Below are 16,785 nucleotides of genomic sequence, written 5' to 3'. Positions count from 1 at the left end.
ATGAAACGTCGCAGCAATGAGATCACTGGCGATCGTAATGAAGGCAACTGGGTTGAACGTACTGCTGCACGAACCATGCTACGAGCGGTCCGTTTCAGTGACGAGGATTTCGCCAAGCCGCTGATCGCCCTCGCGGTCCCCTATACCAACGGGACCCCGTGCAACGACCACATTCGCGAGCTGGGCGACTTGCTGCAGGCAGAGATCGAAGCCGCAGGTGGCAAGGCGATCATTTTCGGTACGCCGGTGGTTTCCGACGGCATTTCCATGGGCACCGAGGCGATGAAATATTCGCTGGTCAGCCGTGAGGTGATCGCCGATTCGATTGAGCTGATGACGGAAGGCTACCGCGTCGACGGTGTGATCACCCTGTCCGGATGCGACAAAACCATTCCTGCTGCGCTGATGCCGATCGCCCGCAACGACCTGATTGGTCTCACCCTTTATGGCGGCAGTATTCTGCCGGGCAGACACAAGGGCGAAGAGTTGAACATTGTCAGCTCCTTTGAAGCGATCGGTGCCTTCTCCGCCGGCAAGATCGATGAAAAACAGTTGCACGGCATCGAATGTCACGCCTGCCCGGGAGCCGGCTCCTGCGGTGGCATGTACACTGCTAACACGATGGCTTCGGCCATCGAAGCGCTCGGTATGAGCTTGCCCGGATCTTCGTCGAATATGGCCGTCGATGAGGCAAATAATCTCTCTGCGGGAAAAAGGAGCGATGCTGCTGCCTCGGCCAGGGCGATGATTGCCCTGCTCAAGCAAAATATCAGTTCCCGTCAGATCATGACCCGCAAGGCGTTTGAAAATGCCCTCACCGTCGCTTGGGCGCTCGGTGGTTCGACCAATGCCGTCTTGCACATCCTTGCGCTGGCAAAAGAGGCGGGAGTCGCATTATCCCTCACCGATATTGCCGAGATCACCCGCAGGGTGCCACTGCTTGGTAATTTCAAACCCTTCGGACGTTACCTGATGAATGATCTGCATGTGATCGGTGGCGTGCCGATGCTGATGAAGCATCTCCTCGATGCAGGTTTTCTGCATGGGGACTGCCTGACTGTTAGTGGTAAAACCATCGCTGAAAACCTTGCAGATGCACCCGCATTACCCTCCGGACAAGATGTGCTATACCCGCTCGACTCACCCTATGCCCCGGCTGGGACACATATCCGGATCCTTTATGGCAACCTGGCAGAAGAGGGCTGCGTGCTCAAGCAGAGCGGTAAGAATCTGGCGACCATGAGCGGGCCGGCGCGTGTTTTCGAGCGCGAAGAGGACGCGTTGACTGCGATACTTTCCGGAGAAATAAAGCCAAAAGATATCGTCGTGATCCGCTATGAGGGGCCGAAAGGTGGCCCCGGTATGCGCGAAATGTTGTCACCTTCGGCGGCCTTGATGGGCGCAGGCCTCGGCGACAGCGTGGCTTTGATTACTGATGGGCGTTTTTCCGGCGGTACCCATGGCATCATGATCGGGCATGTTTCACCGGAAGCGCAGGATGGTGGGAATATTGCGCTGGTAAGGGAAGGAGACATCATCGAGATCGATCTGGCCAGGGAACAGCTCAACCTGAAAGTCGAGCCGGGCGAGTTGGAGCAGCGTCGCCGGGACTGGCTGCCGCAAGAGAACAAATACCAGCGCGGCGTGCTGTCTAAATATGCCCGTTTGGTGTCTTCGGCGTCTCAGGGAGCCGTGACCAGCTAATCCGGATGATTACTGCAAACCCCTGTAATCTGTCCGATCCCTTTGCCGATATTTGTCTGTTTTCTGATTGCGTCCCACCTCTTACGGCCGGGCGTTACACACGTGATCTCTGGCATGTTCAAGGGCTGTATCAAAGTCGAGGAACAAGTGTTTTTCACGCAGGATTGTGCCGATTTCCAGCCGAATCAATTTTGCCTTGATGGCCTCGTTCACGACAATAAACGGGAGAATATCCTTTTCCTTCAGTTTAAGAATGATTTCCCCCAGGGCAAAAAATGCTGATAAGTCGATGAAAGGAACCTTTGTACAATTGAAAATGACGACCTTGGTTCCCAGCATATCGCCAACCTGGCCCACCAGTTGAGATGTTGATCCGAAGAAAAATGGCCCATCGATATCGACGATTCTGACGTGAAAGCTTTTTTCAAAATTCAATTTCTGGCAGCCATGGCTGTCCCTGACAGAAACTTCCATATTGTTGATGGTCGAGCGAACCTGGGAGGTAACGCGGATGGTCAGCAGGATGGACGCAAGCACAATCCCAACGCCGACCGCCATGATGAGATCGAAGAAAACAGTTAGAATCAGCACTGTCAGCATGATTGCCAAATCGTGCTTTGGGGCTTTGCGCAGAATTTTGAGAAAACGGTAATCGACGATGTCGAGGCCGACTTTAATCAGGATTGCGGCAAGAACGGCCATCGGAACCAGGGCGGCATAGCGCCCAAGTCCGAGCAGAACTCCAAGCAGGATTAACGCATGCAGCACCCCTGAAAAGCGGGTGGTGCCCCCCGATTTGACATTGACGACTGTACGCATGGTGGCCCCCGCTCCGGGGATGCCGCCGACAAAAGAGGTCAAGGTGTTGCCAAGCCCTTGGCCGATCAGTTCCCGGTTCGGGTTGTGTGAGGTTTTGGTCAGAGAATCTGCTACCAGGGACGTGAGCAGGCTGTCGATGGACCCGAGCACTGCAAGGCTCATGGAGGCGGATAAAATCAGGGAGAGCTGCGGCAGGTCGAAATCGGGCAAAATCAGGTTCGGCAGCCCACCGGGAATTGCGCCGATTGTCGTGACGTTCAGGCCTGCCACTTGCGAAAAAATTGTCGCTGTGAAAAGGGCCAGCAATGGGGTCGGGATAATGCGCGCGACCTTTTTCGGTGTGAAAAACACGATCAACAGGGCAATGAGACTGACGTAGAGGGTGTCTACCTGAAAAGAAGAACTGATTTTGGTCAGAGAGGATACAGCCTGCAGCGGGGAACTCACCGCCTCAAGGCCGCAGAGAGGATTGATCTGCAGCAAAATGATGATAATGCCGATCCCGCTCATGAAACCGGAAATGACCGGGTACGGAACATATTTGACAAACTTTCCTACCTTCAGCAGACCAAGCAGGATCTGAAACAGACCGGTCAGCAGGACAACGGCCATCAGCAGGCCGATATCACCATGAAAAAGGACCAGGGTCGACGCTGCAACGATTGTCATCGGTCCGGTGGGACCGGATATCTGGACCTTTGTTCCGCCGGCCAGTGCTGCAACAAAGCCCAAAACAATCGCTCCGTAAATGCCGGCCTGAGCGCCGACTCCGCTTGCTACGCCGAATGCCAATGCCAAAGGCAAGGCAATAACGCTGGCGGTGACTCCACCGAAAAGATCACCGATCAGAGTTGTGAAATTCAGTTTTTTCATGGCGAAATCCGTACTTTCCTGTGGCAACGTAAAATCAATTCAACAGTTTGTTTTCTATGTCTGCGATCTTTTCTACAAGTTCCCTTCGGTTTAATTGCTGTTTAATCAAGCTGATAAACTCAGCTTCCATGAAGAGCCTTTTGAGCCGGGTCTGTAGTATGAGCTGTTCGGTTTTATTCGCTGCAAGTAGCAGGAAAACCACTTCCGTTTCGACCTGGTCGATCGCTTTGAAATCCATCGGTTCCTCCAGAAAAGCGATCAAGAGGAGCGATTTTTCAAGTTGGGGGAGGGCTTCAGTATTCGGAACCATGAACGACAGTCCCTGCAGAGATGAAGAAATGATCGATTCCTTGTAAAGGATGTGTTTTTTGATCTCGATTGCCTCGTTGTCTGCCAGACCGGGGAGCATCCCGAGAATTTCATCCAGAACCTCATCCCTGTTTTTACCGTGGGTGCGGTAGATAATCTGGCCGTTTGCTAAAGCATCAACAATTTTTACCTTGTAATTTGTCTGCCCCTGCACATGCCCACCGGGCTGGGATGCCAGAATCCACTTTTCAACTTTCTCACTGTTGAAACGCCATTGCCCACCAATCTTGATAACAAAGGGAATCGCTTTGTCATTGATCATGCGATAAACGGTCTTTTCAGAAACGCCGAGTTTTGCTGCAAGCTCTTTTACTGTCAGGAATGTTTTGTCCATTGGTTTCCCTTTTTGTCCAAAGATGTCTAAAGTGAAGTATTCGAATATTATTGTCAACAGCTATTAACAGCGTAGAAATATTTTCAGTGACCGAATGCTTCAGAGGTACAGATGCGGTGTGCCAGAGGTTGGTGAGGAAAAAAACAGCCACATCTGTGAGCTTGAGGCGAGAGGTTTGGCTGCAGCTTTATGCAGGCGATATGACAGGGAACGTCAAGAAAAACAGTCAGGACAGGATCACCCTCGGAATGTCTCCCCCGGTTCGGATCTATCTTCTTCTTTTTGGGCATTTCCCCTGAAACGGGCAGTGTGACTATGGCAAAAGTCCGGTTGAGAACTGAAATAAAATTTTCTAAAAAATTTCCGTAGAAGTTTTAAAGAAAATCTAGCGATATGAAAAACAGAATAGTTGAATATTTACAGATTGTTACATTTTATGTGATTTGAGGCTTGCGCTTTTTTTGTTTGAAAGGTGAGCCTGGGTATATGTTTTGCTCGTTGAATCTATAAAGAGAAGGAGCTGCTTTTTCCAGTACAAAAGCGAGATTGCGATGAAGCCTAGAATTTTCATCTTTGAAGACGAATATCTTATTAGATTTAGCTTGACAGCCAAGCTGACAAAAAGAGGTTTCGACGTTCGGAGTTTTTCGGACCCTACGTTTTGCCCAGCTATTTCTAAGCCAGACCTCACATGTCCAAATTCTGATCGTGACACCTGTTGTGATTTTTTACTGACTGATATCAAAATGCCAAATTTAACAGGACTTGAGTTTATCGAAAAGCAGCAGGAAAAAGGTTGCAATGTCGTATTTGGCAACAAGGCTGTCATGTCAGCAGCTTGGAGTGATGAAGATTTGATCAAAGCAGAACGGTTGGGCTGTAAAATCTTTCACAAACCTCTAGATTTTGAAGCGGTCTTTGGATGGTTGGAAGAGGAATTAGGACTTTTGGCAGTGGATCGTCAACCTGTCCCTTCCTAAAAGCTGACTCACCTAAGCCATTTATTGCTCTGCCTCAGAACACTCTCTCCGGGCTGGGCCAGCCCCTGAACGCCCCGGACCCACCATAGCTATCAAAAGAGGACACTCTAAGGGCCATCCCTGAGCCACTTTCAGCCATTCATCGCCCCAGACCATCCCCGGAAACTAAAAAAGGCCAGCCACTAGGGCTAGTCTCTTACGCATAACTATTGGGTATCGTTATGAATATGGTCGGAGCGAGTGGATTCGAACCTCCGACCCCCTGGACCCAACCCGCTTTTTTTCTGGTAGAGGAGATTTTGTAAAGGCGTTGCCGTGAGTTTAAATTTTGGGGAAATAAAAAAATGCCTGCCCACTCGGTCTCAGATTCGAACTGCTAAGAGATTCGCCCCGCCCCTCCCTCTCTGGGCTCCGGTCGTTTCATAAATTGACAATTTTGAGATGCTAACTCCCCCATCTGAACCCAGCTCCATGACTTTGAGGTTTAGGTTCAAAATTCAAAGGAGAGAATTTAAAGCTAAAGCACGAATAAAAAGCGGGGCCATTGCTGGCCCCACCAAAGAGATGCTGCGATGTGGTCCTTGTGCCCTACCTGCGGCGTCTATAAAAAGCCAGTGCTGCCAAGCCACTACCAAGAAGGATAAAGGTTGCGGGTTCAGGGACTGGGGCAGGATTTGGTTCAATGTCAAAATAAAGGGAAGCAGACTGCAAACTAATATCACCCACTGCTCCCGACACAGTAAAATCGAGTATACCGTCTAGGGCTAAATCCAAAAGGGCTGAATCAGAAAGTTGAAATGTTTCACTAAGTGAGCCCCAATAACCTTCATGGATCACATTATAGTCAGTATAGTAATAATAATTATTGTTATTTGAATCTTTTAAACTTCCATCATACCATCTTGATGTGTATTCGCTATGATTATAGTTAGTGCTATATGTTTCAGTAGAGTCACCAACGTCAACGACTACTTCTTCATATTCATAGCTATACTTCATTGAACCGTCTCTTTCAAGATAGTAACTGTAATTATTAAAGTATGGTGAATGGTATGTATTATATACGCTATAAGCTGATGTTGGATATTGATAGTCTATGACTTGGTCATAATCACTGAAGTTGAGCTTTATATATGCACTTGTTATGTCATATTGCATCAAAAAACCACTATCATTCTCTAGTAAATAGTTGATGTCGAATTTGCCAGAAACAACATCCCCTGCACTGATTAAAGTTGAATTGCTAATATTGTCAATAGCTACAAAACTGGTCGCCAATGCTGGGCTAAGTGCAAATAAATTCAGGGCAAAAATTGAAACAAAAACTTTTCTCATGGAATCCTCTTCTGTCGGCACATTAAGATCAATGATATTCGCAATATGCGAAAAACAAGATATTGCGAATATGCAAACTTAATGCCCCCTAGCTAAGTTGCTAAGATCAGGTCCTTTCGTAAGAGTGGGGGCGCAAGTGTTAAGGATTCCAACACATTAAGCCTCTGCAGGTAGTTGCCTTAAGGCTATATTTATGGGCAGAAAGTAAGCAACGGTATCTCGACAGTTTTGAGATACCACTTTTCTACCGATACTAATTTATTTGACGGAAATTCTTACATTAAAGGATCGTGGCAGCATGTAAAGCTGAAACCTTAATGGTTCCGGCTCTCTAGGGATAGGCTCACATATTGCAGTTGAATATAATCTTATTGATCCACATAAAATTTACTGCCTAAACAGAAAGGGGAGCTAATCATGAGAAGTTTTTTGCTGGGCGTTAGTGCATTCGTATTAATGACTGTGGGGGTTCAGGCTGCACAAATAAATCTCGCCGTAACTCTTGACGGAGACATTGACGTAAAAGCAAATGGGGCAAGTGATATTGGAGTAATTACGGATGGATATTTCCCTGAAGAAGCTGCGTGGGATGGCGGCGACTCTGATCCAGAGCCCGATCGTTGGAACGGTGTTAACAATGTAGCCTTCAGTGGGAACCTTGCAACAAATCGTGACATTTTCTATTTCGATTTTGGTAGTACGTATGTCCTTAATGACGTAAGACTTGCTGTAGATAATAATGATCAGTATGACGTTGAGTACTTTACCGGTACTGGGTGGAATCCTCTGTTTACAATACTCTCTAGCTATGGTTCTGCCTCCCCTTCAATGGACAATTTTTCAACAATTCTTGGTGATGACATTAGAAATGACGGTAGAATTGATTATGATTCCAGAATTGACTTTTTGGCCGTAGAGACCAGCATGCTAAGACTGTATGCTTATAATACCACTTGGGATACGAACTATTCTATTGGTGAATTTCAGGCATTCGGTACTTTAGTTGAAGGAAGTGGACCTGAGCCAGTGCCAGAACCTTCGACGATCCTCCTTCTGGGTAGTGGCCTTGCCGGCTTAGCGTGGTACGGACGAAAGCGCAGGAAGGAATAAAATCGTGTGAATAGAAAATTATGAAGCGGGCCATTTTTAGCCCCGCTTTTTAGTTTCAAAAATCGTGACATAACAAAAAAGCCGCCGGGTCTTTTCCGGCGGCCTTCTTGTTTCATGACTCCAAAGATTCGAGATCGGAAAATATGCCTCCTAAGATAGTCTCAGAGATCATCTCAATGGGATTATCAAAAGTTATCTCACGAAAAGGAGGCTATCTTGGAAGGTCAAAAGATCGGATACGCAAGAGTTTCAACGATAGGGCAGAGCCTTGACATCCAGAAGAAAAAACTTGAGAAATATGGCTGTTATAAAGTTTTTTCCGAGCAGAAGTCGGGCGCTAAGACATCAAATCGACAGGAGCTAAATCGCGCTCTCGAATATGTGCGCGAGGGGGATGTGTTCATTGTTACAAAGTTAGATCGATTGGCCCGATCCGTCGCTGACCTGTCAGCGATCTCCAAAACCCTCGAAGAAAAGAAGGTCGATTTCGTGGTCATGGACCAAGCAATCGACACCACCACTCCGGCTGGGAAATTAACATTTCACGTACTTGCTGCGATAGGAGAGTTCGAGCGCGAGATGATCGCAACCAGGACCGCTGAAGGGCGAGCTGCTGCTCTAGCAAAAGGTGTAAAATTCGGGCGTAAGAAGAAGATCGATGCACTGAGTGACAAAAAACGTAGGCAGATGATTAAGGAATTTGACACCGGGGCCCTCTCAAAAGAGGATCTTGCCGAGAAATACAGAATGAGTCGCGCTAGCCTCTATAGAGCAGTTAAGATTGCCAGAGAAGAGCTTACAGGTTTGAGCCGACCATCAACATAGGCCTATGACCTCACCAGTTGAATGAGAAAACGACTTTTGGGGGAGAATCAGCCATCCCCTTTCTTTGATGTAGAGCCAGAAATAGTCCATCTCCCTTTTTTGATGTAGAGCCGAAATATGAGCAAACGGCAACCGAACGGCAACCAGGATTGCTGTTGGTGAAATAAAACTAAAAAAGCCACCCAGTGATGAGTGGCTTAAGTAGTTGATTTTATAGCTGGTCGGAGCGAGAGGATTCGAACCTCCGACCCCCTGGACCCAAACCAGGTGCGCTACCAGACTGCGCTACGCTCCGACGGGGGGAATAGGTACCATGTCGCGGATAAAAATTCAATTGTTTTTTCGCATCATTGTTTCTCTTCCGCTGGATTCATTGCTTTGTACCGTTAAAGGCGGAAAGTTGCTGTTGATCTGCTAATCTTTAAGTGAAAGAAAATAGTACGACATTGACCGGTGAGGTGGTGCGATGGAACTCTATCGACAACCGTTAGCTGAAGTGTTTTCTGCCTTGGATAGTTCTGCAGGCGGGCTTGATGCTGCAACTGCCGAAGAACGTCTGCAACAGTTTGGTTTCAATCAGCTGGAAACGAAAACCAGCATCAATCCCTGGCAGATTTTTATTGATCAATTCAAAAGTTTTATCATTTACATTCTGCTGTTTGCCGTTGTTTTTTCTCTGCTGATCGGTGAGTACGTCGATTCCGTCATCATTCTGATTATTCTGCTGGTTAACGCTGCCATCGGTTTTTACCAGGAACTGAGTGCGCACGAATCACTTGAAGCTTTGAAGAAGATCAGCACGCTGCAGGCGACGGTGTTGCGGAGTGGGCAGCGTAAAGTGGTGGATGCCAAGCTGCTGGTGCCAGGTGACGTCGTGCTGCTGGAGGCAGGTGACCGCGTGCCGGCAGATCTGCGTATTATCGAATCGGTTGAACTGAGGGTTGAAGAGTCGGCGCTGACCGGTGAAAGCGTGCCGGTCGAAAAGCAGGCGATGAATATCGATAACGAGGTGCCACTGGGTGATCGGCGTAACATGCTCTACTCAGCGACAACTCTTTCGACCGGAAACTGCAGGGCCTTGGTGGCTGCGACCGGAATGGTGACCGAGCTGGGTAAAATTGCCGAGCTGGTCAAAACCGCTGCGGAGGAACAGACACCGTTGCAGCGCCGGCTCGATCAGTTCGGTAAAAAGCTCAGTTTCGCGATCATCATTATCTGCCTGCTGGTATTCGCTCTTTTTTTCTTCAAGGATTTTTTCAACAACGGTTTTTCTGGTGATGCCTTGCTGGCATTGGTGCTGATCGCCATCAGCCTGGCGGTGGCTGCGGTGCCGACTGCGTTGCCTGCGGTTGTAACTATTGCCCTGAGTGTTGGTGTTAAGCGGCTGCTCGATAAGAAAGCGCTGGTGCGCAATCTCTCATCGGTGGAAACTCTCGGCAGCTGCGATGTTATCTGCACTGATAAAACGGGCACTTTGACAGCCAGCCAGATGACGGTGCGCTATGCCTGGACTGCGGATGGAGAAACGGTGCTTTCAGGGACCGGATACTCACCGGAAGGCGAGCTGTCGGGTGAGCCAGCGACGGAGTTGTTCCGTTGCGGCTTACTCTGTAACAACGCTTCGCTGCAGCTCGAAGCCGGAAAATGGCATATCACCGGTGATCCGACAGAGGCCGCTCTTTTAACGAGTGCTGCCAAGGCTGGAGTCAGTGACGGACGCAAGCGTTTGGCCGAGCTACCTTTCAGCTCTGAACGCAAACTGATGACGGTGCTGGTTGGAGATAAAGCAGAAGCGACCAGTTACAGCAAGGGCGCCCTGACTCAACTGTTAAGGCGTTGCAACCGGATACTGCTTGCGAACGACGTGCAGCCATTGACCGACGAGTGGCGCGAGCGGATCGAGCAGCAGAATGCCGATTATGCCTCGCAGGCGCTGCGGGTTCTGGCGTTTGCCATGAAACCACAGACGGGACAGGCGAGTGAGCAGGGGCTGGTGTTTGTCGGTCTGCAGGCGATGATCGATCCACCGCGGCCCGATGTCCTTGAGTCGTTGCTAAAAACCAGGCAGGCAGGCATTCGGGTGATCATGATTACCGGTGATTACGGTGAAACCGCCAAGGCAATCGGCCGGGAGATCGGTATTGAGGGCGGGGCGATGAGCGGCGAAGAGCTGACCGCACTCGATGCGAGCGGATTGAAGGCGGCACTGGAAAACGGTGTCAATATCTTCTCCCGTGTCGCCCCTGAACACAAACAGAGGATCGTTGAAGCGTTGCAGCAGATGGGGAAAACGGTGGCGATGACGGGTGACGGGGTCAATGATGCTCCGGCACTGAAAAAGGCCAATATCGGTGTCGCCGTCGGGAGTGGTACTGAAGTGGCCAAAGAAGCGTCAGACCTGGTTCTTCTCGACGACAGTTTTACTCACATTGTTAACGCCATCGAGGAAGGGCGGGGAATTTACGACAATATCCAGAAATCGATCATGCTCCTGCTCTCCGGCAATCTTGGTGAAGTGCTGATCATTTTCTGCGCCGCGCTGTTCGGCATCAACCTGCCGCTGACGGCTGTCCTGCTGCTCTGGATCAATATGGTTACCGACGGGGCGCCGGCACTGGCTTACAGTGTCGATCCCTACGGGACCGATATTATGCTGCGACGCCCCAAGCCGCGCGAAGAGGGAATTCTGCCGACTTCCAAGCTGGCATTGCTTGGTGTTCTTGGAACTGTCGGCAGCTTGCTGGCACTGACATTGTTTTTTCAGTTCGGTGGGAATTCTCCCGATGCAGATCGGTTGATTTATGCCCAGACGATGGTCTTTAACTTTGTCGTTCTTTACGAAGTTATTTTGACCTTTGTTATCCGCAGCAGCTACCAGGTGCCATTCTTTGCCAATCGCTGGGTCTGGGCGGCGGCTCTTCTGTCAATTGCACTGCAGGCCTTGCTGATGTACACCCCGTTGGCTTCGGTGTTTAAGATCGTTCCCCTTGGCTGGACCGATATCCTGGCTCTGGCCTGTGCTGGTGCCTTGTTTGCCGCAGCCAGCCTGATTTATCAGTTGGTGATGCGTTGGCAGGGCGACCCGGACAAGATTTACAGCTAAACCATGCCGAATACATTTCTTACCGGAGTTGCGGTATTTGTGTGAATCGTTTATCTTTCCGCATGCTTAACTTCGAGGGTTTTTTACCGGTGGTGGTGGCAAACTGCAACCGGTTTGGTTATCCTCACACTATGCCTTGAAATTACACTCCTTCGACAGGATGTTTTATGAGTACAGAGCAACTCACAGCAGGTCAGTCCCTACATGGTTTCACCGTTGAACGAATCGACGATTTGCCGAGCATCAACGCCACCATGATCCGTTTGCATCACGATAAAACCGGTGCCCGCTTCATGCATCTCGAGCGGGATGATGATAACCACCTGTTCGCCGTCGGTTTCCGTACCCCGCCGGATGATTCGACCGGCGTGGCGCATATCCTCGAACACACCGCGCTTTGTGGTTCCGAACGCTTCCCGGTGCGCGATCCTTTCTTCTCGATGCTCAAACGCAGCCTCAACAGTTTCATGAATGCGATGACGGCCAGCGACTGGACTCTCTATCCGTTCTCCAGCATGAACCGCAAAGATTTTCGCAACCTGCTGGAAATCTATCTGGATGCGGCCTTTTTCCCGCGCCTGACCGAGCGCGATTTCAGCCAGGAAGGGCACCGACTGGAGTTCTCCGAGCTGGATAACCCGGAGTCGCCGCTGGAGTACAAGGGGGTTGTTTATAACGAGATGAAAGGGGCGATGTCCGATCCTTCCTCGTTGCTGTCGCGGCGATTGGGACGACACCTCTACCCGACAACGACTTATCGCCACAATTCTGGTGGCGAGCCCTCCGATATCCCCGATCTGACATGGCAGCAGCTGCGCGACTTCCATGCCCGCTACTACCACCCGAGCAATTCCTGGTTTTTCAGCTCCGGCAATCTTGACCTACCTGAACTGCTGTCGATTGTGGAAGACCGGGTTCTCAAACGCTTCGACCGGCTCGAGCTGGACAGCGAAGTCCCTGCAGAGCAGCCTTTGAGTGATCCTTTGCGGGTCACCGAGCCTTACCCGCTCGACAAGGGGGAATCGCTGGAGAAGCGGTCAATGGTGCAGGTGGCCTGGCTGACAAACGATATCAATGACAGTTTCGAGCGCCTCAGCATGACTCTGCTTTCGACCCTGCTGCTCGGCAACCCGGCGGCACCGTTATACAAGGCGTTGCTCGATTCCGGTCTGGGAGCGAACCTGGCGCCTGGGGTTGGATATCACGATGATAACCGGACCACCTATTTTGCTGCTGGCCTGCAGGGAACCGATCCGGAGCAGCGTGACGCGATTGAAAAGCTGGTCGTCGAGACGCTGGAGCAGGTTGCTGACGAAGGATTCTCGCGGGAAAGAATCGATGGCACTATTCATCGACTTGAATTTGCCAACCGTGAAGTTACAGGTGACAGCTACCCCTATTCGCTGCTGTTGTTGATGCGACTGATGGGGCCCTGGATTCATGGTGGTGACCCGCTGGCAGCGCTCAATTTTGAAGAGAACCTCGACCGGCTACGTAAAGAGATGGATGCCGGCCCTTTCTTCGAAAACCTGATCCGCGAACGCTTGCTCAGCAACCCGCATCGTCTCACGCTTCTGCTGCAGCCGGATACCGAACTTGGCCCGCAGCAGGATGCCGAAGTTCGCGCTGAACTTGATAAAATTGCCGCCGGTTTGACCGCAGATGAAAAACAGCAGCTGGTCAAGCAAGCGTTGGAACTGAAAGAGTCACAGGAAGCGCCGGAAGATCTCAGCTGCCTGCCAACACTTGAACTGAGCGATATCCCGGCAGAAGAGCATGCTGTTGCCGTTGAAAAGACCGAGGGGGCGTTTTCCAGTTGCTGGTTTGATCAGCCGACTAACGGCATCGCCACCGTTGCCCTCAATTTCGGGCTGGCCGGCTTGACCGGAGAGCAGCGTGTGTACCTGCCGATCTTCTGCAGTTTACTGACTCAGGTCGGTGCCGGAAAGCGGGATTATCTGCAGATGGCGCAGGCGTTGGAAGCAAAGACCGGGGGTGTTTCTGCTCGCGCTTCGCTGCTTGATAATCCAGCCAACCTGGATGAATTTACGGCCTCTTTCGAGCTCAAAGGCAAAGCGCTGGTGCGAAACAGCAAGCCGCTGTTCGAGCTGCTTCAGGATATCTTGCTGGCTCCCGATTTCAGCGATCTGCAGCGTTTGCATACAGTTCTCAACCAGCTGAAGGTGTCGCTGGAAAACTCGGTGCCGCAGTCGGGGCACACTTACGCGGCACGTACCGCCGCGGCCTGCCTGACGCCGGTCAGCTGGCAGCGTGAGCAGTGGTCGGGCCTCAGCCAGGTGGCGATGATTCGGCAGAATGCGGAAAAAACGCCGGAAGAACTTCAGTCGCTTGCCGATATGATGGTGTCGATCGCCAGGCAGCTGTTCTGTCGCGGTCAGCTGCAGACTGCAGTGACCGTGGAAAAAGAGAACTTCCCCGCTTTCCGCGAAGGGCTTGAACAGTTGTGTGCGGCTTTGCCGGAGGCGACGCCGGATGTCGCTCCGGGCAATATTCTTTTCAAGCCACAACCGAAACAGCGCGGTTTTGTCTGGTCGCTGCCGGTCAATTATGTCACTCGTGCTTTTCGCGCCGTGCCCTACAGCCATCCTGACAGTGCAGCCTTGACGGTCCTGTCGAAGCTGCTGCGGGCAGAGTTTCTGCATCGCGAAATCCGCGAAAAGGGTGGTGCCTATGGCGGTATGTCCAGTTACAATTCGGAAGCGGGCATTTTCACCATGATGTCCTATCGCGATCCACACATCGTCCGCACTCTGCAGGTTTACGACCAGGCGATCGCATGGGTGGTGAACGGCGAGTTTGGCGAGGAATCGTTGAAGGAAGCAATTCTGGCGGTGTTCAGCGACCTTGACAAGCCGCTCTCGCCAGCCGGAACCGGTGCCCAGGAGTTTGCCAACCTGCGTCAGGGCATGACCCTGGAAATGCGTAACGAGATGCGCAAGCAATTGCTGGCGGTCGATGCGGCAAGTTTGCAGCGGGTCGCACGAGAATATCTGCAGCATGGGGAGAGCGCCGTTTCTGTCCTGGCTGGTGAAGCCGCGTTGCAGCAGGCGAATCAGCAGCTGGGCGACAAGGCTCTGGAGTTGCGCAAAGTTTAACCGATAATTCCCCCCTCCTTTAGTGGAGGGGGGAGGAAGACTGCTTGAAGATGCAAAAACAACAATTTTTTGCCACAGCCGCCCTCGGGTTAGAGCCCTTGCTGGCGGCTGAATTGATTGAGATTGGTGCACAAGAGGTTAAAGAGGAACGCGCCGGGGTGCGTTTCTCCGGTGATCTGGAAAGCGCGTACCGACTCTGCCTCTGGTCACGACTGGCCAGCCGGGTGCTGCTGCCGCTGGTCACCTTTGAGGCACAGGATACCGATGTTCTTTACCGTGAAGTGCAGAAACTTGACTGGCGCGAACATCTTTCCACGGATAACACCTTTGCTGTCGATTGCACCACGGTCAAGTCGCAGATCACCCATTCCCGTTACGGTGCGCTGCGGGTCAAAGATGCCATCGTCGATCAATTCCGTGCCCGTGACGGCGAGCGCCCATCGGTGTCGGTGGAGCAACCGGACCTGCGTATCAACCTGCACCTGTTTAAAGATCAGGCGACCTTGAGTCTCGATCTTTCCGGCGACAGTCTGCACAAGCGCGGCTACCGCATCGATGGAGTGCATGCGCCGTTGAAAGAAAACCTTGCCGCAGCGATCCTGATTCGTGGCGGTTGGCCGGAGATTGCCGCAACCGGTGGAGCGCTGGCCGACCCGATGTGCGGTTCCGGAACTTTACCGTTGGAAGCGGCGTTGATCGCCACCGATACGGCTCCGGGGCTTTTGCGCGACTATTTTGGCTTTCTCGGTTGGAAGCAGCATCAGTCAGCGATCTGGCAGCGTTTGTTGGACGAAGCAGAGCAGCAGCGGCAGGACGGGCTGCAGAATAGATTGGGGACGATTGTTGGTTACGATGCCGATGGCCGGGCGATTAAAGCGGCCTGGCAACATGCGGACAAAGCCGGACTGGGGAAAATCATCCATTTCGAAAAACGCACCCTGCGTGAGTTCGTTGCTCCAGCGGGTGTGCAGACTGGACTCTTCGTCGCCAACCCACCCTACGGTGAACGGCTTGGTGTCGAGAGCGAACTGCCCGCGCTTTACAACCTGCTCGGTGAAAAGCTGGCCAATCAGTGTCGCGGTTGGAAAGCTGCAGTGATCACCTCCAATCCGCAGCTCGGGCGTTCCATCGGCCTGCGTGCGGGTAAAATCAATACCCTTTACAACGGCGCGCTTAAGTGCCAGCTGCTGCAGTTCGAGCTTGATGAGGGGAACCGTTGGCAATCGCTGGCAGAGGGCGCGGGCAAGGCGGTGAAAAAAGAACTTTCTGCAGGGGCCGAGATGTTTGCCAACCGGCTGCGCAAAAACCTGAAGAAATACCGCAAGTGGGCGAAAAAAGAAGGGCTCAATTGTTATCGCCTCTACGATGCCGACCTGCCGGAATACGCGGTTGCCGTCGATATCTATGCTGACGAGGTGCATCTTCAGGAGTACCGGGCACCGAAGAGCATCGATGCGAAAAAGGCTGCTGAGCGTCTGCAGGAGGTGCAGGATGCGCTGCCGCAGGTGTTGGACATTGTGCCGGATAAAATTCATCTGAAGGTGCGCCAGCAGCAAAAAGGCAGCAGGCAATATGAAAAACAGGCGAAACGCGGCATCCTGAAAGAGGTGCGCGAGGGCAACTGCACGTTTCTGGTCAACCTGTCCGATTATCTCGACACCGGTCTTTTTCTCGATCATCGGCCAACCCGGCAGTTGATCCAGAAAATGGCGTCCGGAACACGCTTTCTCAACCTGTTTGCTTACACCGGCGCGGCAACCGTGCATGCGCTGGTCGGTGGCGCGATGGAGACGACCACCGTCGATATGTCACGCACCTATCTGGAATGGGCGCAGAAGAATATCGAACTGAACGGTTTCGATGCAGATGAGGAGGAGCTGATTCAGGCCGATTGCCTGGCCTGGATCGATGCTGAACAGCAGCAGCGAGCGGGAGCCTTCGACCTGATCTTCCTCGACCCGCCAACCTTTTCCAACTCGAAATCGATGGATGGCACTTTCGATATTCAGCGTGACCACGTTGATCTGTTGCGAAAAACGGTCAGTCTGCTGGCAGAGGGCGGCACCCTGATCTTTTCCAACAACCTGCGTAACTTCAAAATGGATCTTGACGAGTTGGCGGAGCTACAGATCGAAAATCTCGGCAACCGCACTATCCCCCTCGATTTTGAACGCAATCCACGTATTCATAACTGCTGGTTGATTCGAAGGAGCTGAC

At 51.6% G+C, this 16,785-nt stretch carries 10 protein-coding genes and 1 tRNA gene; 7 read left to right on the top strand and 4 right to left on the bottom strand.

The window, feature by feature from the left end:
* Complete coding sequence (gene ilvD, locus BUB13_RS04405; RefSeq protein WP_072905972.1) at positions 1-1,704, top strand: dihydroxy-acid dehydratase; 1,704 nt, start codon at positions 1-3, stop codon at positions 1,702-1,704.
* A gap of 81 nt (positions 1,705-1,785) precedes the next feature.
* Here the strand turns inward: ilvD and BUB13_RS04400 are convergent, their stop codons facing one another.
* On the bottom strand, positions 1,786-3,396 hold the full coding sequence (locus BUB13_RS04400) for a SulP family inorganic anion transporter (protein ID WP_072905971.1): 1,611 nt from the start codon (positions 3,394-3,396) through the stop codon (positions 1,786-1,788).
* Positions 3,397-3,430: 34 nt separating this feature from the next.
* Positions 3,431-4,099, bottom strand: coding sequence for a helix-turn-helix domain-containing protein (locus BUB13_RS04395; RefSeq protein WP_072905970.1), 669 nt, complete (start codon positions 4,097-4,099; stop codon positions 3,431-3,433).
* Positions 4,100-4,650: 551 nt separating this feature from the next.
* Here BUB13_RS04395 and BUB13_RS04390 point away from each other — a divergent pair.
* Positions 4,651-5,079, top strand: a complete 429-nt coding sequence (locus BUB13_RS04390) for a response regulator (RefSeq protein WP_072905969.1) — start codon at positions 4,651-4,653, stop codon at positions 5,077-5,079.
* Between the two features lie 588 nt (positions 5,080-5,667).
* On the opposite strand, the gene BUB13_RS04385 is transcribed toward BUB13_RS04390, so the two are convergent.
* Entirely contained in the window at positions 5,668-6,414 is a 747-nt protein-coding gene (locus tag BUB13_RS04385; RefSeq protein WP_072905968.1) for a PEP-CTERM sorting domain-containing protein, read from the bottom strand.
* A gap of 417 nt (positions 6,415-6,831) precedes the next feature.
* On the opposite strand from BUB13_RS04385, the gene BUB13_RS04380 reads away from it, so the two are divergent.
* A complete protein-coding gene (locus tag BUB13_RS04380) occupies positions 6,832-7,524 on the top strand; it encodes a PEP-CTERM sorting domain-containing protein (protein WP_072905967.1) in 693 nt (230 codons plus the stop codon).
* Positions 7,525-7,740: 216 nt separating this feature from the next.
* Positions 7,741-8,349: a recombinase family protein gene (locus BUB13_RS04375; protein WP_072905966.1), complete on the top strand. Its 609-nt coding sequence runs from the start codon at positions 7,741-7,743 to the stop codon at positions 8,347-8,349.
* 218 nt (positions 8,350-8,567) lie between these two features.
* Here BUB13_RS04375 and BUB13_RS04370 read toward each other — a convergent pair.
* Positions 8,568-8,644, bottom strand: a tRNA-Pro gene (locus BUB13_RS04370).
* Between the two features lie 171 nt (positions 8,645-8,815).
* Here BUB13_RS04370 and BUB13_RS04365 point away from each other — a divergent pair.
* From BUB13_RS04365 to rlmKL, 3 genes are all read left to right on the top strand, one after another.
* The gene (locus tag BUB13_RS04365; protein WP_072905965.1) at positions 8,816-11,452 is read left to right on the top strand and encodes a cation-translocating P-type ATPase; all 2,637 of its coding nucleotides are present in this window, start codon (positions 8,816-8,818) and stop codon (positions 11,450-11,452) included.
* A gap of 167 nt (positions 11,453-11,619) precedes the next feature.
* Complete coding sequence (locus tag BUB13_RS04360) at positions 11,620-14,568, top strand: insulinase family protein (RefSeq protein WP_072905964.1); 2,949 nt, start codon at positions 11,620-11,622, stop codon at positions 14,566-14,568.
* Between the two features lie 50 nt (positions 14,569-14,618).
* Positions 14,619-16,784: a bifunctional 23S rRNA (guanine(2069)-N(7))-methyltransferase RlmK/23S rRNA (guanine(2445)-N(2))-methyltransferase RlmL gene (gene rlmKL, locus BUB13_RS04355; protein WP_072906219.1), complete on the top strand. Its 2,166-nt coding sequence runs from the start codon at positions 14,619-14,621 to the stop codon at positions 16,782-16,784.
* Position 16,785 lies beyond the last annotated feature (1 nt).

Source organism: Malonomonas rubra DSM 5091 (assembly GCF_900142125.1).
In the GTDB taxonomy this organism is placed as follows: domain Bacteria; phylum Desulfobacterota; class Desulfuromonadia; order Desulfuromonadales; family Geopsychrobacteraceae; genus Malonomonas; species Malonomonas rubra.
Note: the sequence above shows the minus strand (reverse complement) of the source record. Positions and strands in the feature narration are given on the sequence as shown.